Genomic DNA, 25811 nt, shown 5'->3' with positions numbered 1-25811 from the left:
GGCCTCAGACGGGCTGACCGAACAGCTCCCTCAGGACGTCCTCCATCGTGACCATGCCGGCCAGCCTGCCGTCCGAGCCGAGCACCGCCGCCACGTGCGTGCGACTGCCGCGCATCGCGGTCAGCACGTCGTCCAGCGGCGTGGCCTCACGGACCTGGGCGATCTTGCGCATGTCCGGCACCCGGAACGGCAGATCGCGCGGCATCCGGTCGAGCGCGTCCTTGACGTGGAGATAGCCGACGATGCGACGGCCGTCGTCCACGACGGGGAAGCGCGAGAAACCCGACTCCGCCGAAAGCCGCTCCAGCTCCTCGGGCGTCACGCCCACGCGGGCATAGACCACGCTCTCCAGCGGCAGCACCACATCCCTGACGGGACGACGGCCCAGCTCCAGGGCGTCGTGCAGCCGCTCCTGGGCGCGGTCGTCGAGCAGGCCCGCGTCGCCGGAGTCCTTGACCATCCGGGCGAGTTCGTCGTCCGAGAAGGACGCGCTCACCTCGTCCTTGGCCTCGACCCTGAGCAGCTTCAGGAGGCCGTTGGCGAACGCGTTGATCGCGAAGATGACCGGGCGCAGCGCCCGTGCGATCGCGACCAGCGGCGGACCGAGCAGCAGAGCCGTGCGCACCGGCTCGGCCAGCGAGATGTTCTTGGGGATCATCTCGCCGAGCAGCATGTGCAGATACGTCGCGACGGCCAGGGCGATGACGAACGAGATCGGGTGGACCAGACCGTGCGGCACCCCGACACCGTCGAACATCGGCTCCAGGATGTGCGCGATCGCGGGCTCGGCGACGATGCCGAGCACCAGCGTGCACAGCGTGATGCCGAGCTGCGCGGCGGCCAGCAGCGCCGAGACGTGCTGCAGGCCCCACAGCACGCTCTTGGCACGCCGGTCGTCGTCCTCGGCGTACGGCTCGATCTGGCTCCTCCGTACGGAGATGAGGGCGAACTCGGCGCCCACGAAGAAGGCGTTGACGACGAGGGTCGCCAGGCCGATCAGCAACTGGATGACGGTCATCGCTCCTCCTCCTGGTGGTCGTCGTGCAAGGGTGCGTGCAGCAGGACGCGGGCCGCGCGGCGGCCACGGGCGTCCACGACGTCGAGCCGCCAGCCGCCCACCTCCAGGCGGTCGCCCTCGGCGGGGATACGGCCGAGCTCGGTCGCGACGAGTCCGGCGAGTGTTTCGTAGGGCCCGTCCGGCGCGCGCAGGCCGACGCGGGCCAGCTGGTCGGTGCGGGCCGAGCCGTCGGCGGAGTACCGCGTCCGGCCGTCGTCGTCCGTGCCGTCCGCGGCGATGTCGGGCGTCTCGTGCGGGTCGTGCTCGTCCCGCACCTCGCCGACGACCTCCTCGACGATGTCCTCCAGGGTCGCGACGCCTGCCGTGCCGCCGTACTCGTCGATGACCACGGCCATCGTGCGCTTGCCGGAGAGCCGGTCGAGCAGGCGGTCGACGGTCAGCGACTCCGGTACGAGGAGCGGCTCGCGCATCAGCTCGGCGACGGGGTAGCGGGCCCGGCGCTCGGCCGGGATGGCGAGGACGTCCTTGATGTGCGCGACGCCGACGACCGAGTCGAGGTTGCCGCGGTAGACGGGGAAGCGGGACAGGCCCGTCGCCCGGGTGGCGTTCGCGACGTCCTCGCAGGTGGCCATGACGTCGAGGGCCATGACCTGGACCCGCGGCGTCATCACGTTCTCCGCGGAGAGGTCGGCCAGGTTCAGGGTGCGGACGAACAGCTCGGCGGTGTCCGCCTCCAGGGCGCCCTCCTTGGCGGAGTGCCGGGCGAGCGCCACCAGCTCCTTGGGGCTGCGGGCGGAGGCCAGCTCCTCGGTGGGCTGGATGCCGAAGCGGCGTACGGAGCGGTTCGCGGTGTTGTTCAGGTGCGCGATGAACGGGCGGAACAGGGCGCTGAACCAGCGCTGCGGGGTCGCCACCCGTTTGGCGACGGCCAGCGGCGACGAGATCGCCCAGTTCTTGGGGACCAGTTCACCGACGACCATCAGGAAGACCGTCGACAGGGCCGTGCCGATGACGAGGGCGATCGAGGAGGCCGCCGAGGCGGGGATGCCCAGGGCGCGCAGCGGGCCCGAGATCAGCTTGGCGATGGAGGACTCGGAGAGCATGCCGACGACCAGGTTGGTGACGGTGATGCCCAGCTGGGCCCCGGAGAGCTGGAACGTGAGGTTCTTGACGGCCTTGAGGGCGCCGGCGGCACCGCGCTCGCCGCGTTCGGCGGCGCGCTCGAGCTCGCTGCGCTCGACCGTCGTGAGGGAGAACTCGGCCGCGACGAAGACACCACAGGCCAGCGACAGCAGCACCGCCACAAGGAGCAGGAGCACTTCGGTCATCGGGTCACCTCCGTCCCATGATCGGACAGGAGGCGGGGGAATGCGCGATGTCGGGTACTGGGAGGCTCGCCCATGGGCGGACGCTCACACCTTTCGTAGAGGGCCGAGTGGTCCGTCCATTTTAAAGGATCAGCAAAGCCCACTCGGGCGGACCGGACACAGGTACCCACGGTCCGGCCGCTCAGGCGGTGAGGTGCTTCACCCAGCGGCTCCACTGCGGCTGGGGAGCGTAGCCCGCGGCATGCCAGGTGTGATGGGCCTGCTCGTTGCGGTTGAGGACCATGGCGTCGCCGCGGCGCCCGCCCAGGCCCACGAAGCGCTCCTCCGCCGCGGCGAGCAGCGCGGAGCCGATGCCCTGGCGGCGGTGGTCCGGGTGCACGGCGAGGCGGTAGAGGTGGCAGCGCCAGCCGTCGAAGCCGGCTATCGCGGTCCCGACGAGGAGGCCGTCGCGCTCGGCGAGCAGCAGGGCCTGGGGGTCGCGTGCGACGAGGCGGGCCACCCCGTCCTGGTCGTCGCTGATGCTCGTCCCTTCCGCGGCATCGCGCCAGAACCGCAGTACGGGGTCGATGTCCGAAGGGGTCGCGCAGCGGATGCGGAGATCACTCATGGAGAGATGTAAGCAGGGCCGCCGCCTGCCGGGCCAGTGATTTCCGCCCGCCCGGCCAGTGATTTCCGCCGGTCCTGACGGTGCCGTCCGGCGCGGGACGGAAACCTGCGTTAAAAACTTTTTCTAGAAAATGTCTCTAGATAGGGTGCTCATTGGTCCAGAATCTCGGTCATGGTCAATCGTGAGTCCGAGCCGGTGCGTCAGCCCGTGCCCGGCAACCCCTACGTCCAGCCGGTGCCCCCGGCCGGCACCCCGCGAAGGCTCCGCTTCGCCCTCGGTGCCGGCGCCGTCGCCCTGGTCCTGATCGGTGTGGGTCTCTACGCCGTCACACAAACAGACGGAGACGGGGACGGGAGCGGTTCCCGTCGGCCCGTGGCCGGGCAGACGCGTCAATCGCCGGACGGCGGGCGGGAGTCGGCCGAGCCCGGGCAGGACGCCGACTCCGACGCCGACGGGAAGGACGAGGGGTCGGGCGCCGTAATCGACGTCAACGCGGGGCGCAAGCCCGGCGAGGCCAAGGCCTGGGTCGCGATGAACGACGTCAAGCTGCCGGGCAAGGGCGCACAGCTCCTCGACCTCTGGCACGTGGACGGGATCGTGGCTCAGGCCGAGTACGACGAGGTCACCGGATACCGGACCGCCGACGGCTCCAAGGCCTGGTCGGTGCCGCTGCCCGGCACGGTCTGCGACACGCCGGTGAACCCCACACCGGACGGCAAGGTCGTCGTCGTGTACACGAAGCGGAAGTCCGAGCGGAACACGAAGTGCGACCAGCTGCGGATGATCGACCTGAAGACCGGCGAGAAGGGCTGGCACAAGGAGCTCGTCGACGGCGGCTTCTGGGACGACACGAGCATGACGCACGTCTCCATCACGGGCAGCACCGTCATGGTCGACCAGAGCGCCACCATGCGCGGCTACCGGATCGGCGACGGCAAGCGGCTGTTCACCACCGAGCGGGAGCGCAAGGGCGGCTGCTCCCTGGACGGCGTCGCGGGCGGTTCGCGGCTGCTCCAGGTGGAGGGCTGCCAGCCGGGCAGCCCCAGCACGCATGGCAGGCTCAAGCGGCTCGATCCCCGCACCGGTGACGTCAAGTGGAGCTACCGGACGAAGAAGGGCTGGAGCATCCGGAAGGTCTACTCCGTGGACCCCGCCGTGATCGCCGTCCAGAACCGCGAGGAGATGGACGAGTGGGGGGTCGTCGCCGTCGACGACAAGGGGAAGCAGCGTTCCTGGATCCGCCTCGACAAGGGCCCGGACGTCTTCTCGATGTGCGCCGGGGCGGGTGACTCCGGCGAGGGCGTGCAGAACTGTCCGGGTGCCGCCGTCGGCGCGGACACCCTCTACCTGGCGAGCGAGCCCAAGGACGGCATCCTCGGCCCCAACAAGATCGTCGCGTACGACCTCCGCACGGGGAAGTCCAAGTGGACCGGTTCGGTCGGGGGCGGGCGGCAGATCACGCCGGTGACGGTGGCCGGAGGCAAGCGGCCCGGGGTGATCGCCTACGCGTGGGCGCAGGGGGGCAAGGGCGGGCAAACCGTGCGGTTCGGCCCCCGCGGCGGCAAGCCGGACGTGCTGCTGCGGCACACCTCGTCGGCCCAGGAGATGGAATCCGGGATGCTCGCGGGCCACACCCTGTACGCCGACGAGCGGTTCTTCGTGACCCCGACGCGCCTGGAAGGCAAGGCGTACGGCGGCAAGGGCGAGGAAGGCAGCGCCCGCATGCTCTCCTTCGCCCGGTGAGGCCCCGGTCGAGCAGCAGACATCCCCACCCTCACCCGCACCCTCACCAGCAGTGGAGTCACGATGACGCAGCCCCCGCCACCCCCTGAGCAGCACCCCCAGCACCCCCAGCACCCCCAGCACCCGCAGGGCCCTGTGCCCCCGCAGCAGGGAGCCTTCGGGCCACCTCCACAAGGCGCCTTCGGACCGCCCCAGCAAGGGCAGGCACCGGGTTTCGGCCCGCCCGTCGCCCCGTCGCCCGACGGCTTCGGCCCTCACCAGGTCTACCAGCCGATACCGGGGCCCGCGCGATCACCGGGCGGAGGCGGACGGCCCGGCCGCCGCACCGCGATCGTCGTCTCCGTCGTCGCCGCGATCGCCCTGATCATCGGCGGCGGCGTCTGGTACGTCACCGCGGCCGGCGGCGGCTCGAAGGACAAGACCGAGGCCAAGCCGGGCGGCGACAATGCGGCGCCCAAGTACGAGAGGCCGAAGGAGACGGCACCGAAGGCCCCCAAGGCCTTCTTCACGACCAAGGCCCTCCAGCCCAAGTTGCCGAAGGGGGAGACCACTTGGAAGGCGCAGGGGTCCTGGCTCACCGACAAGGTGTACGCGAAGGCCTCGGTCGAGGCGATCGTCGGCGTCGACGCCACGTCGGGGAAGGGGCTCTGGCGCCTGCCGAAGCCGGGGGAGTCCTGCGCGGGCTCCCCGGATCTCGGCAAGGACAACATCGCCGTCGTCGTCACGGGCGCGAAAGTGCATGACGACAAGGGCTTCAAGGACGCGTGCACCGAGGTCACCGCCTTCGACGTGGACACCGGCAAGAAGCTCTGGACCAAGTCGATCACCATCGGCTACCAGAAGAAGAAAACGCCGTTCAACCAGGTCACCATCACCGGTGACACGGTCGCCGTAGGAGGCCTCTACGGTGGCGCGGCTTTCGACCTACGCAGCGGTGATGTGCGGTGGGAGCCGAAGCAGGGGGACAAGTGCCGCGATGTCGGGTACGGAGGCGGCGAGCGGCTCGTGGCGGTCCGCTCCTGCGGTGACTACGGATCGGAGCGATTCCAGGTCCAGCTCCTCGACCCCACCACGGGAAAGTCGAAGTGGACCCACAAGCTGCCCGCGGGCGTCCGCAGCCCCAGCGTGGTCTCCACCAAGCCGGTGGTTCTCGCTCTCGACTCCGGTGAGATCAGCTCGTCCGGCGCCACGGACGTCTTCTCCATCGACGAGAAGGGCGAGCGGCGCACGAGGATCGCGCTGCCGGACGACAAGTACCTGCACGAGTGCGGCACCGCGTCCATCGTCCAGGACTGCCGGGGCATCGTGGCGGGCAACGACAAGCTCTACGTCCCCACCGAGCAGCGCGACGGGGCGAAGGAGTACTCGTCGACGAACGACATCGTCGTCTACTCCCTGGCCACCGGAAAGACGACGGGGGAGAAGGTGGAGGCGGGCGACAGCTCCCCCATCTTCCCGATCCGCATGGATGGCGGGAACGTACTCGTCTACAAGAGCGGCCCGTACGCCCAGGTCGTCTCCCTCGACGGCAGGGACCTGAAGAAGGAGACGGTGCTCCTCGACGCCGGCACCCGGCCGACCGCGCTGCCGCCCCTGATCTCCGAACTGCGCTTCCACCGCAACAAGCTGTTCCTCAGCTCCGATCTGCTCGGCCAGTACTCCGACGACAAGAAGACGATCATGATGTTCGGATTCGCCGCCAAGTAGCCCGCCAAGCAGTCCGTCAGGCCCGGCCGCACGCGCGGCCGGGCCTGGCCATCGGCTCACTCGTGCGCGATGGCCGCGAGTACATTCATGCGCGAGGCGCGCAGCGCGGGCAGCAGGGCGGCCGCCAGGCCGACGACCACTGAGCCGACCAGCACCGCGATCACTGTCGTCCAGGGGACCGCGAACGCGGTCATGCCCTGCAGGGCGAGGACCTGCTGTGCCGAGACGCCCCACACCAGGCCGAGCGCGAGCCCGAGCAGCGCCCCGAACACCGCGATCACCACCGACTCCAGGCGGATCATCCGGCGCAACTGCCGCCGGCCGAGCCCGATGGCGCGCAGCAGACCGATCTCGCGGGTGCGCTCGACGACCGACAGGGCAAGGGTGTTGACCACGCCGAGGACCGCGATGATGATCGCGAGGCCGAGCAGCGCGTAGACGAGGTAGAGCATCACGGCGATCTGCTGGCGGATCAGTTCCTTGTAGTCGGCCTGGTCGCGGACCTGTACCTGCGGATACGGGTCGAGCGTCTTCTCGAGCCGGTCGCGCAGCGTGCCGGTGTCCGTGCCCGATGCGGCGTTGACGTACAGCGCGGAGTCCTGGCCGCCCGGCACGTACTTCTCGACGGTCTTCATGCCGAAGAAGATCCCGCCCTCGACGCCGAACCCCTCGGCTCCCGGCTGGTCGGTGAGCGCGCGCACCGTCAGCTCCGCCTTGCGCCCGTCGGGGAACTCCACGGGCAGCCTGGAGCCCATCCGCGCCTTGTGGTCCCGCGCGAAGTCCCGCTGCATGGCGATGCTTCCGGGCGCGAGCGCCCGGGCGGTGCCGCCGTCGGTGTACGTGACGCGGGCGACGTCGTCGAGGCGCGGATCGTAGCCCGCCGCGGTCGTCTCCACGCTCTTGCCGTCCGGCATGGACACCTTCACGGGAGCGAACCGCTGGCGCACGACGAGCCCGGCGCCCTCGGTGTCCCGCACCTTCTCGGTGATCTCCTGCGAGAAGGGCATGAAGTTGCTGTTCTGTACGACGAAGTCGGCGCCCAGCGTCTTGTCGATCTGCTCGTCGAACGACTTGGTCATCGACGCGCTCGCCACGGACATGCCGCACACCAGGGCGAGGCCCACCATCAGCGCGGCGGCCGTGGCACCCGTACGGCGTGGATTGCGCAGCGCGTTGCGCTGGCTCATCCGGCCGACCGAGCCGAACAGGGCGGGGAACGCGCCGCCGAGCACCCGGATCACCGGGCGGACGAGGAGCGGTCCCGCGACGACGGTGGCGATCAGGGTGAGGACGAGCCCGAGGCCGAGCAGGGACGCCGCCGACGAGGTCTTCTCCGCGGTGGCACAGCCCACGAGCGCGGCGGCGCCCGCCGCCCCGATGACCGCACCGGCCACCGCGCGGATCTTCAACGGCCGTCCCACGCCCGCGATCTCCGCGTCGGCGAGCGCCGCCATCGGCGACACCTGCGCGGCCCGGCGCGCAGGGAGATACGCCGCGACGAACGTGACGCCGACCCCGACGACGTACGAGGCGACGGGTGTTACCCACCCGATGACCATCTCGGTGGACTTCAGGTTCATCCCGAACAGGCCCATCAGCTCGATGAGCCCGGCCGCGAGCCCGATCCCCGCCGCGAGACCGACCGTCGAACCGACCACGCCGAGCAGCACCGCCTCGGTCAGCACGGAACGGCGGACCTGCCTGCGGTCGGCGCCGAGCGCGCGCAGCAGGCCCAGCTCGCGGGTGCGCTGCGCGATCAGCATCGAGAAGGTGTTGACGATCAGGAAGATGCCGACCAGGACGGCGATCCCGGCGAAGGCGAGCATCACGTACTTGATGACGTCCAGGAAACCGCCCAGTTCGGACGCCGCCGATTCGGCCTGTTCGTCCGCGGTCTTCAGGTCGTAGCCCGAACCCAGTTCGGCGCCGATACGGCGCTTGAGCTCGGTGTCGCTCACCCCGGGGACGGCGTCCACCGAGATGCCCGTCGCCGCGTCCTTGTCGCCGAGGAGCTCGCGCTGGGCGGTCGCGGTGTCCAGGAAGACCAGCGCGGCACCGGGGTTGGTGGTGGTGAAGGTGACGATGCCGACGACCTTGACCTTGAACGAGCCGGGCGCGGCGAGCACCGTGAGGGTGTCGCCGATCCCGACGTCCTTCTTGTCGGCGGTGTCCGCGTCGAGCAGCGCCTGGTGCCTGCCGCGAGGGGCGTGCCCCGAGGTGAGCTCGACGGGGCTGCGGTCGGTGACCTGCCAGTTGGTGGCGATGGTGGGGGCGCCGGTGGTGGAGCCCACCGGGTCGTTGTCGCTGTCGACGACCGTGATGTTCTCGACGGCCGCGTCGACGCGGGTCCTGGCGACCCCGTCGACCTCGGCGACACGGCCGGCGAGCTTCGCCGGGACCGTCGGCGTCTGCCCCGAGGGCACCGCCTCGTCGAGGTTCTTCTTCGGCTCGACGGTCACATCGGCGGAGGTCGAGGCGAAGAGCCGGTCGAAGGTGCGGGCCACCGTGTCCGAGAAGATGAGGCTGCCCGCGACGAACGCCACCGAGAGGATCACGGCGAGCGCGGAGAGCAGCAGTCGGCCCTTGTGTGCGAGGAAGCTCCTGAGTGTCGCCTTCAGCATGGCCGCGGGCCGCCTCAGTCCCGGTCCGGCGAGCTGTCGGTGTGCTGACCGCCGTCGGCTTCGGGACGGCTCTCCTGCGGCGCCGCATGGATCACGTCGAACTGCTTGAGACGTTCCAGGACCGACTCCGCCGACGGGCGCGGCATCTCGTCGACGATGCGGCCGTCCGCCAGGAAGAGCACCAGGTCGGCATGGGCGGCGGCGCCGGGATCGTGGGTCACCATCACGACGGTCTGCTCCAGTTTGTCGACGGCCTCGCGCAGGAAGCCGAGCACTTCGAGGCCCGCGCGCGAGTCGAGGTTGCCGGTGGGTTCGTCCGCGAAGATCAGTTCGGGGCGCGAGGCGAGCGCACGCGCGCACGCCACGCGCTGCTGCTGGCCGCCGGAGAGCTGGGCGGGCCGGTGCTTGAGGCGGTCGCGCAGGCCGAGCGTCTCGATGACGTGGTCGAGCCACTCGCGGTCGGGGCGCTGGCCCGCGATGTCCATCGGCAGCGTGATGTTCTCGAGGGCGTTCAGGGTGGGGATGAGGTTGAAGGACTGGAACATGAATCCGATGCGGTCCCGCCGCAGCTGCGTCAGCTCCCGTTCCCTGAGCCCGGTGATCTCGGTGTCGCCGAGCCACACCTGACCGGCGGAGACCGTGTCGAGCCCGGCGAGCAGATGCATGAGCGTGGACTTCCCCGAGCCGGACGGGCCCATGACCGCGGTGAAACGGCCGCGTGCGATGTCCACGTCGACCGAGTCGAGGGCGAGCACGGCGGTCTCGCCGGATCCGTACGCCTTGGTCAGACCGCGTGCCCGTGCGGCGACCCCGGCGGGTTCCGCAAGGCCCGAGGCCGCTGTCGAAGCAGGTGTGGACAAGGCCGCCTCCTGGGTCGTGGCCGCTCCAACTCCCGTAATCCTGCCGAGAGTAGAGGGTCGGGGCGGCTGCCGGTATCCCTCCAAGGTCGTGAACCGGAGACGTATGTAAGGGGCACTGGACCGGTGCCTCGTGTGCGCCTCCGCGCCCTCCCGTGCCCTCTTGTCGGTGCTAGCGCCTCGGCGCTAGCTTGAGGGAATGGCGAAGACCCAGTTGAACGTGCGGGTGGACGAGGACACCGCCCGGGCCGCCCGTGAGCGCGCGTTCGCCCGCGGCATGAGCGTGAACCGCTACATCGAGGAACTGGTCAAACAAGACGCAGGCGAGATCGGCCACACGTTCGTCGAGGCCGCCGCCGACTTCATGAAGCAGTACGAATCCGTCTTCGCCGAAGAGTTCGGTGCTGAGCGCGAGGGTCGTCGCTGAGCCCTTGAACCTCAGAATCGATCTTGCCTGGCTGTTGATGATCGCCGAACACAAGACGCCCGGAGACCCGCAGGTCACCGACTGGGGCGCCCTCGTGGCCGCCGTCAGCCGGCACGAGGCGGAGATCTTCGGCGTGCCCGTCTACGAGAGCCCGCACGACCGCGCCGCGGCCCTGCTCCAGGTCCTCCTGCACATCCCGGCGCTGGAACGCTCGAACGCCCTCTTCGCCTCGTCCGTCGCCTACGCCTATCTGGTCGCCAGCGGAATGAAGGTCGTCACCTCGCCCGAGCAGGTGCGTGAGCTGGCGCGCCTGGTGAAGGAGGACGGGGCGAGCGTGCGGGCCATCGCGGACGAGCTGCGGAAGTGGAGCCTGTAGCCGCGGGCCCGCCCCGGGGCGCTCTTACAGATCGGTGGCCCGCGGGTGGCGTGGCTCGTACAGACCGACCTCGCCGCCGCCCGGCAGCTTGAAGCGGGTGAGCAGGCCCCAGCCGGCGTCGGTGACCGGCGCGGTGAACTCCACGCCCCTGGACGCCAGTTGCCCGACCGTGCCCTCCACGTCGTCGCACATCAGATAGAGCTCGTGCGACTCCGGACCAGGCGTGGGATGGACGGCGGCCTCCGCGGGCGGCAGCTTGAAGATCAGCCAGCCGCCGCCCGCGTCCACGTGGGGGTACTCCAGTACGTCGCGGAAGAAGGCCCGGTCGGCCTCGGCGTCGTTGCTGTAGATGATGAGGTGTGCGCCATTGATCATGCGGCGAGGATAGGTTCGGCGGGAGAGAGCCGCACTTCAGGAGGACGCCCATGCCTGCCGCCATCCAGCCGATGATCATCACCCCGGATCTCGACCGTCTGCTGCGCTTCTACCAGGAACTGCTCGGGGCCGTGGAGGTGTCGAGGACTCCGGAGGAGGGGCCCGCGTTCTTCGTGGACCTGCGCATCGGCGACTCGGAGCTCGGCGTCGTCTCGGACACCAGCGTGCCCCTCGACTCGCCCCAGCGCATTCTCCTGAGCGTGGCGGTGCAGGCCGTGGACGACCTCCTCGAGCGGGTGGATTCCCTCGGCGGTGAGGCACTCGGCCCCGCCAACGACATGCCGTGGGGGCAGCGCGTCGCGCACATCAAGGACCCGGACGGCAACGCGGTCAACCTCACGCAGGTGATCTGACGCCAGGCTCGTCGGCGCGGTTCGGTTCGGCTCGGTTCGCCCCGCGTCGGCTCGCGTCGGGCCGGGTCAGTCGGCCTCCGGCCGTCTGGCGGTGCCCAGTACGCAGGAGGAGGAGGGCAGCCGCGGGCCCTTCGGGGGCACCAGCAGCTTCCGGTACGGGCCGATCTCGAAGCCCGCGGCGCGCAGAGCACCCAGCGGGTCCCGCGCGACGTGGCAGCCGCCGAAGAGCAGGGGCCAGACCGTGCGGTCCAGGGCGCGTTGCGTGGCCGCCATCGCCGCGCCCTCGGCCACGCCGTGCTCGAAGAACCGCAGCTCGCCGCCCGGCCGCAGGACGCGCCGCAGCTCGCCGAGGGCGCGGGGCACGTCGCGCACGCTGCACAGCACCAGCGAGGCCACGGCGCCGTCGAAGGCCTCGCTCTTGACGGGCAGGGCCTCGGCGGCGCCGGGCACGACGTCGACCGGTACGTCGGCCCGCACCGCCGCGTCCGCGGCCAACTGGCGCAGGATGCGCTCCGGTTCGATGGCCACGACCTCGGAGACGGCCGCCGGATAGTGCGCGAAGTTCAGACCGTTCCCCGCACCGACCTCGATCACCCGACCGGAGAGCCCGGCGAGCAGCTCCTTGCGGTACGTGGCGATGACGCGCTCGGCGGCCACGCTCTGCCGTGCGTAGAACCGGGCGAAAACGGGATGGTGCACCGCGTCCCGGGACACGGCCTTGGCGAAACGAGGTGACATGGGCCCTCCTCGGCGCGACGGATACCGCAATGGTGCCCCGGCACACCCGGTTTCCCCCACGCGGAGAGGACCGAGTCGCCCACGCCGGGGCGCCCCGGCTGGTGCTTCCCGCGGCGCATGGGTGCGGGGCCTGGAGGGCCGCAGGGTGTCGGGGCGTGGCGGTGTCGTTGGTGTTTCTCGTGTTCTCGTGTCGTACAGGCGTGTACGGCAGCGGGGGTGTCGGGTGGGGACCGTGGCGGCGCCGGAACGCGGGGCGCGGCGGCGCCGCCGGCGGTTCAGGGAGCGGGTGGTGTCTCCTGAGCAGTGAACGCCGTGGCGTCCCACGTGCCGCCCAGCTCCGGTCCCAGCCACGTAACCGCGCCGGTGCGGAAGTCGGCGCGGGGGAGGGACCCCGCGCCCTCCGGTACCGCGCCGAGGAGCGGGGTGCCCGCGGAGTGGGGCAGGTCCGCAAGGTTGCAGCGGGATGCCAGGTCGGGTGAGGCGGGCCAGCTGCCCACCGTCACGCCCAGCGGGGCCAGGCCGCGGGCCCGCAGCGCTTCCGTGGTGAGGGTCGTCGTGTTCAGCGTGCCGAGCCCCGCGGACGCCACCACCAGGACCGGGGCCGAAAGGAGCCGCGCCGCGTCGGCGAGGGTGGCGCCCTCGTCGTCGTACTGGACGAGCAGCCCGCCCGCGCCCTCGACCAGGACCAGATCGTGGTCGACGGCCAACTTCGCCGCCGCCTCGGCCACTTCGTGGGGCCGGACCTGCGCCATGCCCGCCCGCCGAGCGGCGGTGTTCGGCGCCAACGGCTCCGGAAAGCGGGCGAGTTCGAGAGTCGTGATCTCGTCGCCCGCGAGCCGCGTCACCTCCTCCGCGTCGCCCGGCTCCCCGGGGGCCACCCCGGTCTGCGCGGGCTTGAGCATGGCGACACTGCGCCCGGCGGCCAGCGCCAGCGCGGCCACGGCGGCCGTCGTCACCGTCTTGCCGATCTCGGTGCCCGTCCCGGACACCACGATGACCGTCATCTCAGCCCTCCTTCGCCGCAGCGCACACCGCGCGCCCGATCCGTGCCACGTCGTCGTCGCTCGTGATGAACGGCGGCATCGTGTAGATGAGATCGCGGAACGGCCGCACCCACACCCCCTCGCGCGTCGCGGCACGGGTGGCCGCCTCCATGTCCACGTCGTGGTCCAGCTGTACGACACCGATCGCGCCGAGCACCCGTACGTCCCGGACGCCCGGCAGACCGGCCGCCTCGGCCAGCGTGTCGCGCAGACCCGTCTCGATCCGCTTCACCTCCGTCTGCCAGTCCTGTCCGAGCAACAGCTCGATCGAGGCGGAGGCCACCGCGGTGGCCAGCGGATTGCCCATGAACGTCGGGCCGTGGGCAAGCACCGGCACCTCGCCCTGAGAGATGCCGTCCGCGACCCGCGACGTGCACAGCGTCGCCGCCAGCGTCAGATAGCCGCCGGTCAGCGCCTTGCCCAGGCACATCACATCGGGCGTGACACCCGCGTGGTCCGCGCCGAACAGTGCCCCCGTGCGACCGAACCCGGTGGCGATCTCGTCGAACACGAGCAGTACGTCGTGCTCGTCGCAGGCCTCCCGCAGCACCCGCAGATAGGCGGGGGAGTGGAACCGCATGCCGCCGGCCCCCTGCACCACCGGCTCCACGATCACACCGGCCAGCTCGTGGGCGTGGCGTCCGATCACCTCGCGCAGATGGTCGGCGTAGGCGTCGTCGTACGCCTCGAAGCCCGCGGGCGGCGCGTCCGCGAACACCTGCTGGGGCAGCGCCCCCTGCCACAGCTCGTGCATGCCGCCCTTGGGGTCGCACACCGACATGGGCTGCCAGGTGTCCCCGTGGTAGCCACCGCGCCAGGTCAGCATCCGGCGCTTGTCCGGGCGGCCGAGCGAGCGCCAGTGCTGCAGGCACATCTTGACCGCGACCTCGACCGACACCGAACCGGAGTCCGCGAGGAAGACATGCTCGAGGCCGTCCGGCGATATGTCGACAAGGCGCTTCGCCAGGCGCACGGCGGGCTCATGGGTGAGCCCGCCGAACATGACATGGCTCATCCGGTCGAGCTGGCCGCGCACCGCGTCGTTGAGCACGGGGTGGTTGTAGCCGTGGATCGCCGACCACCAGGACGACATGCCGTCGACCAACTCGCCGCCACCGCCCGCGAGCCGGAGCCGCACACCGCTCGCCGCCTCGACGACCAAGGGCTCCTGGCGGCCGGGCATGGGGCCGTACGGATGCCATACGTGGCGTCGGTCCAGGTCGAGCAGTTCGGGCACGGAGAGGTCAGGCATTGGGCGCCAGGTCCGTTCCCGCGCCCCGGCGGCGTACCGCCACCAGGTCCGTGCGCGCATCGGACGGCTCGGGCGTCTCCTCTGAGACGGCCGCTCCGACCGGCTCGGGCTCCGCGGAACCGCACGGACCGCAGCCGCCCCCGCCCTCGCCGTGCGACCCGCACCCGGCAGCCGCGATGGCGTCCGCGCGGTGCTCCGGCAGCGTCACCGTGTCCGTGCCCTCGACCTCGAAACCGGCGTCCGCGATCATCTCCAGGTCGGTCTTGCCGGCCTGGCCCTCACTGGTCAGATAGTCGCCCAGGAAGATCGAGTTGGCGAGGTGCAGCGCCAGGGGCTGCATCGTGCGCAGGTGCACCTCGCGGCCGCCCGCGATGCGGACCTCCACGTCGGGGCAGACGAAGCGGACCATCGCGAGGATGCGCAGGCAGCGCTGCGGGGTGAGGTTCCACTCCTTGGCCAGCGGCGTGCCCTCGAAGGGGATCAGGAAGTTGACCGGCACCGAGTCGGGGTCGAGGTCGCGCAGCGCGAAGACGACGTCCACCAGGTCGTCATCCTTCTCGCCCATGCCCGCGATCAGGCCCGAACAGGCGGAGAGACCCGCGGCCTGCGCCTGCTGCACGGTGTCCACGCGGTCGGCGTAGGTGTGGGTCGTGGTGATCTCGCCGTACGTCCCCTCGGACGTATTGAGGTTGTGGTTGTACGCGTCCGCGCCCGCCGTGCGCAGTTTGTCCGCCTGGCCCGCGGAGAGCAGCCCGAGGCACGCGCAGATCTCGACGTCCTCGTTCTGCTCCTTGATCGCCTCGATGGTCTGCGAGACCCGGTCGACGTCGCGGTCGGTCGGACCGCGCCCGCTGGCGACCAGGCAGACGCGCTTGGCGCCGCCCGCCACCCCGGCGGCCGCGGCCTGTGAGGCCTCGTCGGGCTTCAGCCAGGTGTACTTGAGGATGCCGGCCGTCGAGCCCAGACGCTGCGAACAGTACGAGCAGTCCTCCGGGCAGAGGCCCGACTTCAGATTGACCAGATAGTTGAGTTTCACCCGGCGCCCGAACCACTGCCGCCGTACCTTCCCGGCGGCGGCCACCACGTCGAGAAGCTCGTCGTCGGAGGTGGCCAGCACGGCCAGCGCCTCTTCACGGGTCGGCAGCTCGCGCCGAAGCCCCTTGTCCACCAGCGTGTTCAGCAGATCCATGGCGCTGATCCTTACGTACGAGAGCATCGCTTTCCAAGGAGAGTTCGCACAACAGAAACGCTGAGAGGTGTGGGTATTGCCACATCCTGGCCCGGTGGCCGGACGGCTAGGGTCTGTGCACTGTCTACAAACAGGCCAGTCCTTACGACCCGGAGGAACCCTCATGGCGAGCTCGCCGTTCGACTGGATCGACGAGCAGGCGAACCTGCGCGCGCGGGCCGGACTCGTCCGCACCCTGCGCCCCCGCCCCGCCGACGCCGGCGGCCTCCTCGACCTGGCGAGCAACGACTACCTGGGCCTGGCCAGGCACCCCGAGATCACCGAGGGAGCCGCGGCCGCCGCCCGGCGCTGGGGAGGCGGAGCGACCGGTTCCCGTCTGGTGACGGGCTCCACCGAACTGCACGCGGAACTGGAGCGCGAGCTCGCCGAGTTCTGCGGCTTCGAGTCCGCCCTGGTCCTTTCCTCCGGATACGCCGCGAACCTCGCCGCCGTCACCGCCCTCGCCCCGCACGGTTCGCTGATCATCTCGGACGCGGGCAACCACGCCTCGCTGATCGACGGCTGCCGCCTGGCGCGCGGCACGACGCAGGTGGTGCCGCACGCCGACACCGAAGCGGTGCGCAAGACGCTGGACGCGCACGCGGGTCCAGCGATCGTCGTGTCCGACACCGTCTTCTCGGTCGACGGAGACGCCGCCTCACTGACCGAACTCAGTTCCGTTTGTGCGGAGTTCGGCGCCGGTCTGGTCGTCGACGACGCCCATGGGCTCGGCGTGCTCGGCGACGGCGGCCGGGGCGCCCCGCAGGCGGCCGGACTCGCGGGCACCGCGCACACGGTGGCCACGGTCACCCTGTCGAAGTCCTTCGGCAGCCAGGGCGGTGCGGTCCTCGGGCCCGCCAAGGTCATCGACCATCTGGTCAACGCGGCCCGGACCTTCATCTTCGACACCGGGCTCGCTCCCGCCGCCGTTGGCGCGGCGCTGGCGGCCCTGCGGCTCCTTCGCGGGGAGCCGGAGCGCGCCGCACGGGCCCGCGAGGTCGCGGCCGAGCTGCATGAACGCCTCACGGCGGAAGGACTGTCGGCGGTACGTCCCGACGCCGCCGTCGTCTCCGTGCGCGCGCCCTCACCGGAAGCGGCCGTGCGATGGGCCGCCGACTGCAGGGGCGCGGGCCTGGCTGTCGGCTGCTTCCGTCCGCCGTCGGTGCCCGACGGCATCTCGCGGCTGCGGCTGACCGCCCGTGCGGATCTCACCGGCACACAGATCGCCGATGCCGTACGAGTGATCAGCCGCACCGCACCCCGGTAGTCACCGGAGGCCGTGGACGAAGGCCTCCCATGTCGTGGGGGAGAAGAGCAGGGCGGGCCCTGCCGTGTTCTTCGAGTCGCGCACGGCGAGCAGCCCCTGCTTCGGCCCTGAAGCGAGCGAGGCTGTCTCCACACAGTTGTTCATGCCGTTGCTGCGACTGCTGCGGTACCACCGTGCGCCGTGCAGGGAAGTGCTGGAAGGTACGTGCCGAGGCAGTGCCGTCATGGTGCCCCCTTACGCGCCGTCACGTATCCCGGCGATGTGATCCGTTGATTCCTCGGGTGAAAGCGCCTTTCCTTGAAGGGAGTTGAAGGCCTCCGTGTATGCCTGGAGGTCTTCTTTCCGTTCGAGGTAGAGGCTACTCGTCAAGTGGTCGAGAACAACCACATCCAGATCAGCAATGTTCGGAAATGAGAAAATAACGAAAGAACCGATGAGCCCTACGTGCTCTCCGGCGGCGAACGGCAACACCTGAAGTCGTACATGAGGCAACTGTCCGGCTTCCAATAACCGTTTCAACTGACCGTCGAGCACCTGACGGCCGCCCACCGGCCTGTGCAGCACCGCCTCATCCAGGATCACGCTCAGTAGCAGCGGTGGAGCCGCGCGCAGCACATCCTGGCGGGCCAGACGCACCTCCACCAGCGCGTCCACCTGCTCGTCCGGCAGTCCGTCGAGCGCGGCCCGCGTCACCGCACGCGCGTAGTCCGGCGTCTGCAGCAGGCCGGGTACGACAGTGGTCTCCAGGCTGCGCATCCGGCAGGCCTGCGACTCCAGGCTGATGAAGTCGCGGTAGGCGGGCGGCAGCAGCTCGCGATAGGCGTGCCACCACTGGCGGCGACCGCCGTCGTCGTCCGAGCCCGCCAGCGCCACCAGCAACTGGCGGAGCCGGGAATCGCACACCTCGTACGCATCGAGCAGCAGACGTACGTCGGCCGCCTTGACGCTGCTACGTCCCGTCTCGATCCGGCTGACCTTCGACTGGTGCCAGCCGACCCGGCCCGCCGCCTGGCCACTGGTGAGCCCGGCGTGCGCGCGCAGCGCGCGCAGTTCGGCGCCGAGTTTCCGGCGGCGCACCGCGGGACCGTACCGCATGTCCGTCTCCTCCCGACGGAGCGTTTCTTTTCGGCCTCCCCCGGGCCGCTCAGGGGCGACAGTAGAGGAAGTGCCGACGTCGCGCCCAAATACGGTCTTCCGTAGCAGAGTTCACCGCTTCGAGCGACAGATATATGCACATCTTGGTGGATGGCCACCTGTGAGGGGTCCAAGAGTGGCAGGCTGGCGCGAAGCACCATTCCGGGACTGTCCTCGGGCCTTCCGCTACGAGTCGGAGCCGAGCCCCGGTGGGAAAGGGACAACGTCGCCATGGCAGACCTTCAGGAAGCAACCGTCACCCTGCCGAGCGATCCTGCCTCGGTCTCCGCGGCCCGGAAATACGTCTCGAGCGTCCTGGCCGAATGGGGATTGCCGGGGGAAACCGAAGCGGCCGACACGGTCCGGCTCATCGTCTCCGAACTCGCCACGAACGCCGTCCAGCACACCCGCGGCCAATCGCCCACCTTCCGGGTGGACATCGAGCTCGACCGGGACGAACAACTGCGCATCGGCGTCACCGACAGCCATCCCCGCTACCCCAAGCGGCTGCCCGCCGCCGTCCAGCAGGACAACGGACGCGGCCTGGTGATCATCCGCTGGCTGACCATGGAGTGCGGCGGCAGACTGTCGGTCACACCCACCCCCGAGGGCGGCAAGACCGTCTGGATCGCACTGCCGTGGACGGCCCCGGTCCGCGACGAGGCGGCCGCCCCCTCGGTCTCCCCCTCACCCCGCTGAACGTCCGAACGCCCCCCGGAGCAGCGCCCGGAAGGTGTCCGCCGCCGGATGCGACTCGTCGGTGCGGTGGACCACCGAGATCGTGCGGCGCAGACTCCCCGGCTCAAGCGGCCTCATCCCCACCGGGGTGGCCGCCGTCCGCGCCACCATCTCCGGTACGACGGCGACGCCGAGCCCGGCGCTGACCAGTGCGCACACCAGGGCGTAGCCAGGAGTCTCGACCAGCACCGAGGGCGTCGCGCCGGCCCGGACGAGCGTGGACTCCACACCCTGCCGGGACGGATGCTCAGGCGCCATGCTGATCAGCGGCTGCCCGGCGAGTTCGGTCAGGGGCAGCCGCGACGACGAGCTCGCGAGGGCGTGACCGGGCGAGGTCACCAGGACCAGCTCCTCGACCAGGATCGGCTCGGCGGTCACGGACGCGGGCAGCGGCACCGGATCCGCCGGTTCGTACGTGTGCGTCAGGGCGAGGTCGACCTCACCGGCGGCCACGGCCGCGATGCCGAGCGGCGGTTCATAGGCCCGTACGGTCAGATCGACGTCCGGATGGGCGCGGCGGAACGCGGTCAGCGCGGGCGGCACCAGCTGGATCCCGGCGGTGGTGAAGGTCCCCACGCGCAGCCTGCCGCCGGAGAGGCCCGCGAGCAGGGCCAGTTCGTGCCGGGCCTGCTCCATCTCGTCCAGGACCCGGCGCGCCCGCGCGAGCAGCAGCTCACCCGCGCCGGTCAGCCGTGCCCCGCGGTGATGCCGGACCAGGAGCGCGGTGCCCGCCTCCCGTTCGAGCTTGGCCAGCTGCTGGGAGAGGGCGGGCACGGTGTAGCCGAGGCGCTCGGCGGCGCGGGTGATCGACCCGGCCTCGGAGACCGCCACCAGTGCGGCGAGCCGCGTCGGGTCGTACATGGCCTCTCCCGGTGCAGGAGCCGACGGGCGGTGCGGCTGTCCGTCGGCCGTGGGGCTAAACGACTGCTTAAGGCAGACCCAGGATATTCCACATACCTGCTGAAGGCAGAAGAACGGCAGGCTGGGCGCCATGGACGCACAACTGGTCGCCTTCACCGGAGTCGCCGCGGGCATGGTCGCCATGCCGGGCGCCGACTTCGCCGTCGTCGTGCGCAACGCCCTCGCATCCCGCCGCGCCGGAGTGACGTGCGCGATCGGTGTGGCGGGCGGGCTCCTGGTGCACACGGCGCTCGCGGTGGCCGGGGTCGCGGCGGTCCTCGCGGCGGTCCCCACGCTCTTCCGTGCGCTGCAGGCCGCGGGCGGGGCCTATGTGCTCTACCTCGGGTATCGCGCGCTGCGGTCGGCGGCGCGGCCCCTGCGGAGCTTCGAAACGACGGACGGCACGGAGCCGGCAGCGGCCGGGGGCAGCCTGCGGCAGGGCTTCTTCACCAACGCCCTCAACCCCAAGGCGCCCATCACGTTCCTCAGCGTGCTGCCGCAGTTCGTGCCCGCGGGCAGCCCCGCGATGCCCAGGACACTGCTGCTCGCGTCCATCATCGTGGCCCTCGCCCTGGTGTGGTTCCCGGTCGTCGCGCTCCTGGTCGACCGGCTCGGCCGCTGGCTGCGCAAGCCGCGTACGGCCCGTGCGATCGAGGGCGGCACGGGGGTCGCGCTCAGTGTGCTGGGCGCGGTCCTCCTCACCGAGGCCCTGCTGGCCTGACGTCGTCCGACGTGTCCGGTCCTGTGCCCTCGGTGCCTCCTGTGCCCTCGTCCTTGCCCGCGCGGCGCAGCAGCAGGGGGAGCACGCCCCACAGGCCCGCGCACACCAGGAGCGTGCCCGCGCTCGCGATGATCCCGCCGGTCCTGCCCACCGCCACGTCCACCACCAGGAGCACGGAACCGGCGAGCGCGAACACCAGGACCCCCATGCCGATGACGGCCAGGCGGGACGAGACCCGCACGATCCGCGGCTTGGAGTGCTGCCCGAAGAGCGACCGGTGCACGGCGGCCGGAGCCGTGAACAGCGCCGCGGCGAGGACGGCGAGCAGCAGCGTGGTCACGTAGGTGGCGCGCTGCACGGTGTCGAGCGAGGCGAAGCGCTCGGTGAAGGCGAGCGTCAGCAGGAACGCGAAGAGGATCTGCACCCCGGCCTGCGTGACCCGCAGTTCCTGGAGGATCTCCGCGAAATTGCGGTCGGCGCGTTCGAAGCGCGTCTCGTTGCGGGGCGCATCGCCTGCCGTGGAGGAGCTGTTGTTTTCGGCCATGGCGCACGAGTATCCGCGCCGACGCCCTGTACGCCCGGCGGGCGCGCCGGTCAGCGGGCCGGGCGGGAGCCACGCGGGGGCAGTCCGCGCGGTGGCGGTGGCGGGGGTTGGTGAGCCCCCGCCACCGCCGTCCCACAGCCGACGGCCGATGACGGACGATCAGCGCACCCTGCCGTACCAGACGCTCTTGGTCCAGATCTTCTCGAGCCGCACCACGGTGTTCGACTTGGGGGCGTGCCAGATCCGGCCCTTACCGGCGTAGATGCCGACGTGGTAGACGTTCCGGCCGGAGTGGAAGAAGACCAGGTCGCCGCGGACGCGGTGGGACGCGGAGATGTGGCGGGTCTTGTTGTACTGCTGTGCCGCGGTGCGGGGGAGCTTCTTGCCCGCGCGCTTGAACGAGTAGAGGGTCAGACCCGAGCAGTCGAACCGCCGTGGCCCCGTCGCTCCGTAGCGGTACGGAGCGCCCTTCTTGGAGGCGGCGATCTTGAGCGCCTTCGTTCCGTGCGTCGCGGCCTGTGCTTCCGACGTGAGCCCTGGGCCCACGAGGGTGCCGCCCACGACGGCGAGCGTGAGAGCCGATACGGAACCGGCCCTGGTCAGCAGCGACGGAACATGATTCAGCGCAGTCATGCGCAACCCTTCGTCAACCGCCTGTGAAGGATGACCTGTCGGATTCGGGCTGACAAAGTTGCCCGGCCGCGCTGTGCGGCTTCACCCCAAGGGCCGTGGTCCGGACTCTCCGGACCGACCCGTCATGCCTGGGTCCTCCACTCCTGCCGATGCACCGATGTCGACCGGTCATCCGGGTGGCGGCAGGACTCGGCGTCCGCCCGGACCGCCCCGCCGCTGTGGCGGGGGCTTGTCGTCGGAAGGGATCTTGACCCGTCAAGGGCAAGAATTCCGAGCCGAAACGGCGTTTTGTGAGGCTCCTCACGGCTGAACCGTTCGGGTGGACAAGGTCGGATACGGGATCGGGTCAAGGCACCGGACGATCGTTCGACCAGCACCGGAACGAGGAATTCCGCCCCTCGCGTACACATCTGACGCAACCTAAGAGGGCTTCAAGAACGACGATCGTCTACGCCGAACGAGGTAGCCCGTTTGGTTCGTTTGAGATCGGCCCGGGACAGCTCGGACTTCGGACGACGGGGTGACGGGGGCTCAGGAGGGTGGAGTGACGGGTCTTCAGGATGTCGTCGGCGGCGGCACGGTGACCCGCCCGGCCCGCCGCTCCCCGTCAAGCACCCGCAGCGCCCTGGCCAGCGTCGGCGCGTGCACGGCGCTCTCGCCCCGCTGGTGCATGAGTGTCAGCGCGTCCAGGAGGGCGGTCGCCCTGCCGACCAGGGCCTGGGCGGCGCGCAGTCCGCCGTACGTGTCCGAGGCGCGGGCGGGGTTGATCCGGCCCACCAGGTCGACCACTTCGAGGTACCGGTCGATCAACTCGCCCTCGGCGCGGGTGAGTGCGGGCAGCGGGGGAAGTTCGGGCGGCAGCACCGGTGGTTCACCCCGCGTCCGGGGTGCGCGGGGACGACTTGCGGCTCGCGATGATCCGGTCCACCAGGCCGTAGTCAACTGCCTCGGCCGCGCTGAGGATCTTGTCCCGCTCGATGTCGGCCGCGATCCGTTCCGCGCTCTGGCCCGTGTGCTGGACGAGCAGCCTCTCCAGTTGCGCGCGCGTGCGCAGGAGTTCGTCGGCCTGGATCGCCAGGTCGGAGGTCTGGCCGTGGATGGGCTCGGCGAGCGACGGCTGGTGGATCAGCACCCGGGCGCCGGGCAGCGCGAACCGCTTGCCGGGGGTGCCCGCGGCCAGCAGGACGGCGGCCGATGAGGCGGCCTGCCCCAGGCAGGTCGTCTCCACGTCGCAGCTGACGAACCGGATCGTGTCGTAGATCGCGGTCATCGCGCTGAACGAGCCGCCGGGGGAGTTGATGTAGAGCGAGATGTCGCGGTCGGGCGCCAGGTATTCGAGGTGCATGAACTGCGCCATCACGTCGTTGGCCGACGTGTTGTCGATCGGCGTCCCCAGGAAGACGATGCGCTCCTCCAGCAGCTTCGAGTACGGATCGAGGGTCCGCTGCCCTGAGCTGGTGCGCTCGCTGAACTCGGGCAGGACATAGCGGGCGAACGGTCGGTTCATGGCACGTCTCTCCTCTGCCGGGGTCGGCTGCTCCCCAAAGCTTCCTGTAAAAAAAGTACAGGACGTACGTAACGGTGTGATGGGGAGCATGTTCGGGTGATCGGCCGGAGTCAACACGTGCGCCGCGTTTCAGCCCCTCGCTGAAAGCGAAGGCCCCGGCGTGCGGGGCGGGATGGCCGGCGCGGCGACGCGGGCATACTCCGCCTCGTCGCGATCTCAGCCGCCCCGAGCCGAAGGCGTCGTATGAGCCCCGAAGCACATCAAGTCCGCGAAGCCTCCGGGCTCGTCCACCTCACCGCCCGCGAACTCGCCGCCAAGATCCGCACCCGTAAGCTGTCCGCGCGCGAGGTCGTCCAGGCGCACCTGGACCGGATCGAGCAGGTCAACGGCCCGGTGAACGCGGTGGTGACCTGCGTGGCGGAGCGCGCGCTCGACGAGGCGCGCACCGCCGACGAGGCCACGGCGCACGGCGCGCCGCTCGGCCCGCTGCACGGGCTGCCCGTCGCCCACAAGGACACCCACGACACCCGCGGCATCCGGACCACCTACGGGACGCCGCTCCTCGCCGACAACGTCCCGGACCGGGACGAGCTGATCGTCGAGCGCATCCGCGCCGCAGGAGCGATCACCATCGGCAAGACCAACGTGCCCGAGTTCGCGGCCGGTTCGCACACCGTCAACCCGGTCTTCGGGGCGACCCGCAACCCGTACGACCTGAGCAGATCTGCGGGCGGCAGCAGCGGGGGAGCGGCGGCCGCGCTCGCGTGCGGCATGCACCCCGTGGCCGACGGCAGTGACATGGGCGGCTCGCTGCGCAACCCCGCCTCGTTCTGCAACGTGGTGGGCCTGCGCCCCTCGCCGGGCCGGGTGCCGAGCTGGCCGGACACCGCGCCCTGGTCGACGATGGCCGTACAGGGGCCGATGGCGCGCAACGTCGCCGACGCGGCCCTGCTGCTGTCCGTCGTCGCAGGCCCCGACCCCCGTTCACCGATCGCCCTGGAAACGCCGGGCAGCGCGTTCGGCGGCCCGCTGGAACGGGATCTGCGGGGGCTGCGGATCGCCTGGTCACCCGATCTGGGAGGAGCGGCGCCGGTCGACCGCGAGGTCCGCGACGTGCTCGCGCCGGCCGTCACGGTCTTCTCCGCGCTGGGGTGCGCGGTCGAGGAGGCGTGCCCCGATCTGTCCGGCGCCGACGAGGTGTTCAGGACCTTCCGCGCCTGGCAGTTCCACCTTGCGCTCGGCGCGCTCCTGGAGAGCTCGGCGGACCGGATGAAACCCAGCCTGGTCCGGAACGTACGACAAGGGAGCACGCTCACCGGCATCGACCTGGAGCGGGCCACCGTGCTCCACGGTGAACTCTTCCACCGGATGAGGGAGTTCTTCGAGCGGTACGACGCGCTGGTCCTGCCGACAAGCCAAGTGCCGCCCTTCCCTGTGGAGTTGGAGTACCCGGGCGACGTCGACGGGGTGCCGATGGCGGACTATCTGGACTGGATGCGCTCGGCGTACCTGGTGTCCGCGACCGGCAGCCCCGCGCTGTCCGTGCCCGCCGGATTCACCCCGGGCGGACTGCCGGTCGGGCTGCAGATCGTCGGGCCGCACCGCGGCGACCTGAGGGTCCTGCAGATCGGTCACGCCTTCGAACAAGCCACCCGGCACGGCGAGCGTGGGCCCGGCGTGCCGCGTTAAGCGTCCGGACGCCCGGGTACCCGGGCGCCATGAATCGTTTGGAGCATCTGGACAAGAGCCTCGTCGATGAACTGACACACGCGGCCCGCGAGGCCGTACGGGACGAACTGAGGGAGCAGACGCGCAAGCAGCGCCGCACGGCCGCGCTGTACGCCGGTGCGGGGGCCGTCGGCCTCTACGCGGGCGCCGCGCTGGCGCTCGCCCTCGGCCTCGCGCTCGCCCTGGCGCTGCCCGACTGGGCGGCCGCGCTGATCACCGCGGTGGTACTCGGCGTGGTGGCATTCCTGCTGCGCGGCGCGGCACGTCCCTCGTTGGACGGGCCGTCCCGGACCCCGCAGTCCGTGACGCCTCCCGTGACGCCGCCCGTGGCCCCGCCGGTACCCGAGCGGCCGGCGGCGCCGCCGACCGTGGACGCCATGCGTCCGGGCGGCGTCGACCCCGAGGCGTCGCCCCGACGGAGCCGGTGACATGCGACACCCGGACCAAGATGTTTGGCCAACGGATTACGGGCCACTCGAAAGACCGAGGTGGCCATATTGAATACATCGCCAGATCCAGAAAAGAAGAAAACGAGTTCACAGAACTCGACGAATACAACCGAACGTGCGGAAAGCAGCAGGCCGAAGCGTCGGCCGGGCCCCATGGAGGTGCTGCGCACGGCGCGCACCCAGCTCGCCGAGCTCACCGGAATGGCCGCCGAGTCCGTGTCGTCCTTCGAACAGACCGAGGATGGCTGGACGTTGGAGATCGAGGTCCTGGAGCTCACCCGGGTTCCGGACACCATGAGTCTCCTGGCGAGCTACCAGGTGGAGTGCGACCCGCAGGGCGAGCTCCTGGGCTATAAGCGCATCCGCCGCTATGAACGCGGGCGCGCCGACGGCAAGAAGTAAGGAAGAAAGCCGAGCGCCTGTCAGAGCACTTCCGCGGGAATCCCGTGGTATTCCG

General features: G+C 70.7%; 28 protein-coding genes and 1 riboswitch. Of the genes, 11 read left to right on the top strand and 17 right to left on the bottom strand.

Features of this window, described 5'->3' with window-relative positions:
- Positions 1-4: 4 nt before the first annotated feature.
- The 3 genes from AB0E78_RS13105 to AB0E78_RS13095 form a co-directional block, all read right to left on the bottom strand.
- Positions 5-1018, bottom strand: a complete 1014-nt coding sequence (locus AB0E78_RS13105; RefSeq protein WP_361831418.1) for a hemolysin family protein — start codon at positions 1016-1018, stop codon at positions 5-7.
- The gene (locus AB0E78_RS13100; protein WP_361831416.1) at positions 1015-2346 is read right to left on the bottom strand and encodes a hemolysin family protein; all 1332 of its coding nucleotides are present in this window, start codon (positions 2344-2346) and stop codon (positions 1015-1017) included. The genes AB0E78_RS13105 and AB0E78_RS13100 overlap by 4 nt, the downstream gene beginning before the upstream one ends.
- 181 nt (positions 2347-2527) lie before the next feature.
- Complete coding sequence (locus AB0E78_RS13095) at positions 2528-2953, bottom strand: GNAT family N-acetyltransferase (protein WP_361831414.1); 426 nt, start codon at positions 2951-2953, stop codon at positions 2528-2530.
- A gap of 171 nt (positions 2954-3124) precedes the next feature.
- Between AB0E78_RS13095 and AB0E78_RS13090 the strand changes: the two genes are divergently transcribed.
- Both AB0E78_RS13090 and AB0E78_RS13085 read left to right on the top strand, forming a co-directional pair.
- Positions 3125-4696: a PQQ-binding-like beta-propeller repeat protein gene (locus AB0E78_RS13090; protein WP_361831412.1), complete on the top strand. Its 1572-nt coding sequence runs from the start codon at positions 3125-3127 to the stop codon at positions 4694-4696.
- Positions 4697-4759: 63 nt separating this feature from the next.
- Entirely contained in the window at positions 4760-6403 is a 1644-nt protein-coding gene (locus AB0E78_RS13085; RefSeq protein ID WP_361831410.1) for a PQQ-binding-like beta-propeller repeat protein, read from the top strand.
- Between the two features lie 56 nt (positions 6404-6459).
- Here the strand turns inward: AB0E78_RS13085 and AB0E78_RS13080 are convergent, their stop codons facing one another.
- Together AB0E78_RS13080 and AB0E78_RS13075 are read right to left on the bottom strand one after the other, a co-directional pair.
- A complete protein-coding gene (locus tag AB0E78_RS13080; RefSeq protein ID WP_361831408.1) occupies positions 6460-9024 on the bottom strand; it encodes an FtsX-like permease family protein in 2565 nt (854 codons plus the stop codon).
- Between the two features lie 14 nt (positions 9025-9038).
- Complete coding sequence (locus AB0E78_RS13075) at positions 9039-9884, bottom strand: ABC transporter ATP-binding protein (RefSeq protein ID WP_361831406.1); 846 nt, start codon at positions 9882-9884, stop codon at positions 9039-9041.
- A 196-nt stretch (positions 9885-10080) separates the two neighbouring features.
- Between AB0E78_RS13075 and AB0E78_RS13070 the strand changes: the two genes are divergently transcribed.
- Complete coding sequence (locus tag AB0E78_RS13070; protein ID WP_361831404.1) at positions 10081-10308, top strand: antitoxin; 228 nt, start codon at positions 10081-10083, stop codon at positions 10306-10308.
- 4 nt (positions 10309-10312) lie between these two features.
- The gene (locus AB0E78_RS13065; protein ID WP_361831402.1) at positions 10313-10684 is read left to right on the top strand and encodes a fic family toxin-antitoxin system, toxin component; all 372 of its coding nucleotides are present in this window, start codon (positions 10313-10315) and stop codon (positions 10682-10684) included.
- Positions 10685-10708: 24 nt separating this feature from the next.
- Here the strand turns inward: AB0E78_RS13065 and AB0E78_RS13060 are convergent, their stop codons facing one another.
- Entirely contained in the window at positions 10709-11059 is a 351-nt protein-coding gene (locus AB0E78_RS13060) for a VOC family protein (RefSeq protein ID WP_361831400.1), read from the bottom strand.
- A 50-nt stretch (positions 11060-11109) separates the two neighbouring features.
- Between AB0E78_RS13060 and AB0E78_RS13055 the strand changes: the two genes are divergently transcribed.
- Complete coding sequence (locus tag AB0E78_RS13055; RefSeq protein ID WP_361831398.1) at positions 11110-11472, top strand: VOC family protein; 363 nt, start codon at positions 11110-11112, stop codon at positions 11470-11472.
- 66 nt (positions 11473-11538) lie between these two features.
- On the opposite strand, the gene AB0E78_RS13050 is transcribed toward AB0E78_RS13055, so the two are convergent.
- The 4 genes from AB0E78_RS13050 to bioB all read right to left on the bottom strand — a co-directional run bounded on the left by AB0E78_RS13050 (position 11539) and on the right by bioB (position 15694).
- Positions 11539-12210, bottom strand: a complete 672-nt coding sequence (locus tag AB0E78_RS13050; protein WP_361831396.1) for a class I SAM-dependent methyltransferase — start codon at positions 12208-12210, stop codon at positions 11539-11541.
- 275 nt (positions 12211-12485) lie between these two features.
- On the bottom strand, positions 12486-13214 hold the full coding sequence (bioD, locus tag AB0E78_RS13045; RefSeq protein WP_361831394.1) for a dethiobiotin synthase: 729 nt from the start codon (positions 13212-13214) through the stop codon (positions 12486-12488).
- A gap of 1 nt (position 13215) precedes the next feature.
- The gene (locus tag AB0E78_RS13040) at positions 13216-14505 is read right to left on the bottom strand and encodes an adenosylmethionine--8-amino-7-oxononanoate transaminase (protein WP_361831392.1); all 1290 of its coding nucleotides are present in this window, start codon (positions 14503-14505) and stop codon (positions 13216-13218) included.
- On the bottom strand, positions 14498-15694 hold the full coding sequence (gene bioB, locus AB0E78_RS13035) for a biotin synthase BioB (RefSeq protein ID WP_361831390.1): 1197 nt from the start codon (positions 15692-15694) through the stop codon (positions 14498-14500). The genes AB0E78_RS13040 and bioB overlap by 8 nt, the downstream gene beginning before the upstream one ends.
- 163 nt (positions 15695-15857) lie before the next feature.
- Between bioB and AB0E78_RS13030 the strand changes: the two genes are divergently transcribed.
- Complete coding sequence (locus AB0E78_RS13030; protein ID WP_361831388.1) at positions 15858-17000, top strand: 8-amino-7-oxononanoate synthase; 1143 nt, start codon at positions 15858-15860, stop codon at positions 16998-17000.
- Here the strand turns inward: AB0E78_RS13030 and AB0E78_RS13025 are convergent, their stop codons facing one another.
- Together AB0E78_RS13025 and AB0E78_RS13020 are read right to left on the bottom strand one after the other, a co-directional pair.
- Positions 17001-17225: a DUF397 domain-containing protein gene (locus AB0E78_RS13025; RefSeq protein WP_361831386.1), complete on the bottom strand. Its 225-nt coding sequence runs from the start codon at positions 17223-17225 to the stop codon at positions 17001-17003.
- A 9-nt stretch (positions 17226-17234) separates the two neighbouring features.
- A complete protein-coding gene (locus tag AB0E78_RS13020; RefSeq protein ID WP_361831384.1) occupies positions 17235-18095 on the bottom strand; it encodes a helix-turn-helix transcriptional regulator in 861 nt (286 codons plus the stop codon).
- Positions 18096-18365: 270 nt separating this feature from the next.
- Between AB0E78_RS13020 and AB0E78_RS13015 the strand changes: the two genes are divergently transcribed.
- On the top strand, positions 18366-18833 hold the full coding sequence (locus AB0E78_RS13015; protein WP_361831382.1) for an ATP-binding protein: 468 nt from the start codon (positions 18366-18368) through the stop codon (positions 18831-18833).
- Here AB0E78_RS13015 and AB0E78_RS13010 read toward each other — a convergent pair.
- Positions 18822-19733, bottom strand: coding sequence for a LysR family transcriptional regulator (locus AB0E78_RS13010; RefSeq protein WP_361831380.1), 912 nt, complete (start codon positions 19731-19733; stop codon positions 18822-18824). The two genes, AB0E78_RS13015 and AB0E78_RS13010, sit on opposite strands and share 12 nt — an antisense overlap.
- A gap of 130 nt (positions 19734-19863) precedes the next feature.
- Between AB0E78_RS13010 and AB0E78_RS13005 the strand changes: the two genes are divergently transcribed.
- Positions 19864-20493, top strand: a complete 630-nt coding sequence (locus AB0E78_RS13005; RefSeq protein WP_361831378.1) for a LysE family translocator — start codon at positions 19864-19866, stop codon at positions 20491-20493.
- Here the strand turns inward: AB0E78_RS13005 and AB0E78_RS13000 are convergent.
- From AB0E78_RS13000 to AB0E78_RS12985, 4 genes are all read right to left on the bottom strand, one after another.
- Positions 20471-21037 (bottom strand): DUF6328 family protein, encoded by a 567-nt coding sequence (locus AB0E78_RS13000; protein ID WP_361831376.1) that lies wholly within the window; start codon positions 21035-21037, stop codon positions 20471-20473. The two genes, AB0E78_RS13005 and AB0E78_RS13000, sit on opposite strands and share 23 nt — an antisense overlap.
- A 159-nt stretch (positions 21038-21196) precedes the next feature.
- Complete coding sequence (locus AB0E78_RS12995; RefSeq protein WP_361831374.1) at positions 21197-21670, bottom strand: C40 family peptidase; 474 nt, start codon at positions 21668-21670, stop codon at positions 21197-21199.
- Between the two features lie 3 nt (positions 21671-21673).
- A riboswitch (cyclic di-AMP (ydaO/yuaA leader) is annotated at positions 21674-21846 on the bottom strand.
- Between the two features lie 379 nt (positions 21847-22225).
- On the bottom strand, positions 22226-22534 hold the full coding sequence (locus tag AB0E78_RS12990) for a hypothetical protein (RefSeq protein ID WP_361831372.1): 309 nt from the start codon (positions 22532-22534) through the stop codon (positions 22226-22228).
- 7 nt (positions 22535-22541) lie between these two features.
- Positions 22542-23177 (bottom strand): ATP-dependent Clp protease proteolytic subunit, encoded by a 636-nt coding sequence (locus tag AB0E78_RS12985; protein WP_361831370.1) that lies wholly within the window; start codon positions 23175-23177, stop codon positions 22542-22544.
- A gap of 243 nt (positions 23178-23420) precedes the next feature.
- Between AB0E78_RS12985 and AB0E78_RS12980 the strand changes: the two genes are divergently transcribed.
- The 3 genes from AB0E78_RS12980 to AB0E78_RS12970 all read left to right on the top strand — a co-directional run bounded on the left by AB0E78_RS12980 (position 23421) and on the right by AB0E78_RS12970 (position 25756).
- Positions 23421-24866: an amidase gene (locus tag AB0E78_RS12980; RefSeq protein WP_361831368.1), complete on the top strand. Its 1446-nt coding sequence runs from the start codon at positions 23421-23423 to the stop codon at positions 24864-24866.
- Positions 24867-24895: 29 nt separating this feature from the next.
- The gene (locus tag AB0E78_RS12975; protein WP_361831366.1) at positions 24896-25333 is read left to right on the top strand and encodes a phage holin family protein; all 438 of its coding nucleotides are present in this window, start codon (positions 24896-24898) and stop codon (positions 25331-25333) included.
- Positions 25334-25399: 66 nt separating this feature from the next.
- A complete protein-coding gene (locus AB0E78_RS12970) occupies positions 25400-25756 on the top strand; it encodes a gas vesicle protein (RefSeq protein ID WP_361831770.1) in 357 nt (118 codons plus the stop codon).
- Positions 25757-25811: the final 55 nt, after the last annotated feature.

The sequence above is a fragment of the Streptomyces sp. NPDC032198 genome (assembly GCF_040636975.1).
In the GTDB taxonomy this organism is placed as follows: Bacteria; Actinomycetota; Actinomycetes; order Streptomycetales; family Streptomycetaceae; genus Streptomyces.
Note: the sequence above shows the minus strand (reverse complement) of the source record. Positions and strands in the feature narration are given on the sequence as shown.

What these genes read in the sequence shown, in the direction of transcription:
- AB0E78_RS13105 (WP_361831418.1), bottom strand. Translation starts at nt 1,018, where the DNA reads ATGACCGTCATCCAGTTGCTGATCGGCCTGGCGACCCTCGTCGTCAAC.
- AB0E78_RS13100 (WP_361831416.1), bottom strand. Translation starts at nt 2,346, where the DNA reads ATGACCGAAGTGCTCCTGCTCCTTGTGGCGGTGCTGCTGTCGCTGGCC.
- AB0E78_RS13095 (WP_361831414.1), bottom strand. Translation starts at nt 2,953, where the DNA reads ATGAGTGATCTCCGCATCCGCTGCGCGACCCCTTCGGACATCGACCCC.
- AB0E78_RS13090 (WP_361831412.1), top strand. Translation starts at nt 3,125, where the DNA reads ATGGTCAATCGTGAGTCCGAGCCGGTGCGTCAGCCCGTGCCCGGCAAC.
- AB0E78_RS13085 (WP_361831410.1), top strand. Translation starts at nt 4,760, where the DNA reads ATGACGCAGCCCCCGCCACCCCCTGAGCAGCACCCCCAGCACCCCCAG.
- AB0E78_RS13080 (WP_361831408.1), bottom strand. Translation starts at nt 9,024, where the DNA reads ATGCTGAAGGCGACACTCAGGAGCTTCCTCGCACACAAGGGCCGACTG.
- AB0E78_RS13070 (WP_361831404.1), top strand. Translation starts at nt 10,081, where the DNA reads ATGGCGAAGACCCAGTTGAACGTGCGGGTGGACGAGGACACCGCCCGG.
- AB0E78_RS13060 (WP_361831400.1), bottom strand. Translation starts at nt 11,059, where the DNA reads ATGATCAATGGCGCACACCTCATCATCTACAGCAACGACGCCGAGGCC.
- AB0E78_RS13055 (WP_361831398.1), top strand. Translation starts at nt 11,110, where the DNA reads ATGCCTGCCGCCATCCAGCCGATGATCATCACCCCGGATCTCGACCGT.
- AB0E78_RS13050 (WP_361831396.1), bottom strand. Translation starts at nt 12,210, where the DNA reads ATGTCACCTCGTTTCGCCAAGGCCGTGTCCCGGGACGCGGTGCACCAT.
- bioD (WP_361831394.1), bottom strand. Translation starts at nt 13,214, where the DNA reads ATGACGGTCATCGTGGTGTCCGGGACGGGCACCGAGATCGGCAAGACG.
- AB0E78_RS13040 (WP_361831392.1), bottom strand. Translation starts at nt 14,505, where the DNA reads ATGCCTGACCTCTCCGTGCCCGAACTGCTCGACCTGGACCGACGCCAC.
- bioB (WP_361831390.1), bottom strand. Translation starts at nt 15,694, where the DNA reads ATGGATCTGCTGAACACGCTGGTGGACAAGGGGCTTCGGCGCGAGCTG.
- AB0E78_RS13030 (WP_361831388.1), top strand. Translation starts at nt 15,858, where the DNA reads ATGGCGAGCTCGCCGTTCGACTGGATCGACGAGCAGGCGAACCTGCGC.
- AB0E78_RS13025 (WP_361831386.1), bottom strand. Translation starts at nt 17,225, where the DNA reads ATGACGGCACTGCCTCGGCACGTACCTTCCAGCACTTCCCTGCACGGC.
- AB0E78_RS13020 (WP_361831384.1), bottom strand. Translation starts at nt 18,095, where the DNA reads ATGCGGTACGGTCCCGCGGTGCGCCGCCGGAAACTCGGCGCCGAACTG.
- AB0E78_RS13015 (WP_361831382.1), top strand. Translation starts at nt 18,366, where the DNA reads ATGGCAGACCTTCAGGAAGCAACCGTCACCCTGCCGAGCGATCCTGCC.
- AB0E78_RS13010 (WP_361831380.1), bottom strand. Translation starts at nt 19,733, where the DNA reads ATGTACGACCCGACGCGGCTCGCCGCACTGGTGGCGGTCTCCGAGGCC.
- AB0E78_RS13005 (WP_361831378.1), top strand. Translation starts at nt 19,864, where the DNA reads ATGGACGCACAACTGGTCGCCTTCACCGGAGTCGCCGCGGGCATGGTC.
- AB0E78_RS13000 (WP_361831376.1), bottom strand. Translation starts at nt 21,037, where the DNA reads ATGGCCGAAAACAACAGCTCCTCCACGGCAGGCGATGCGCCCCGCAAC.
- AB0E78_RS12995 (WP_361831374.1), bottom strand. Translation starts at nt 21,670, where the DNA reads ATGACTGCGCTGAATCATGTTCCGTCGCTGCTGACCAGGGCCGGTTCC.
- AB0E78_RS12985 (WP_361831370.1), bottom strand. Translation starts at nt 23,177, where the DNA reads ATGAACCGACCGTTCGCCCGCTATGTCCTGCCCGAGTTCAGCGAGCGC.
- AB0E78_RS12980 (WP_361831368.1), top strand. Translation starts at nt 23,421, where the DNA reads ATGAGCCCCGAAGCACATCAAGTCCGCGAAGCCTCCGGGCTCGTCCAC.
- AB0E78_RS12975 (WP_361831366.1), top strand. Translation starts at nt 24,896, where the DNA reads ATGAATCGTTTGGAGCATCTGGACAAGAGCCTCGTCGATGAACTGACA.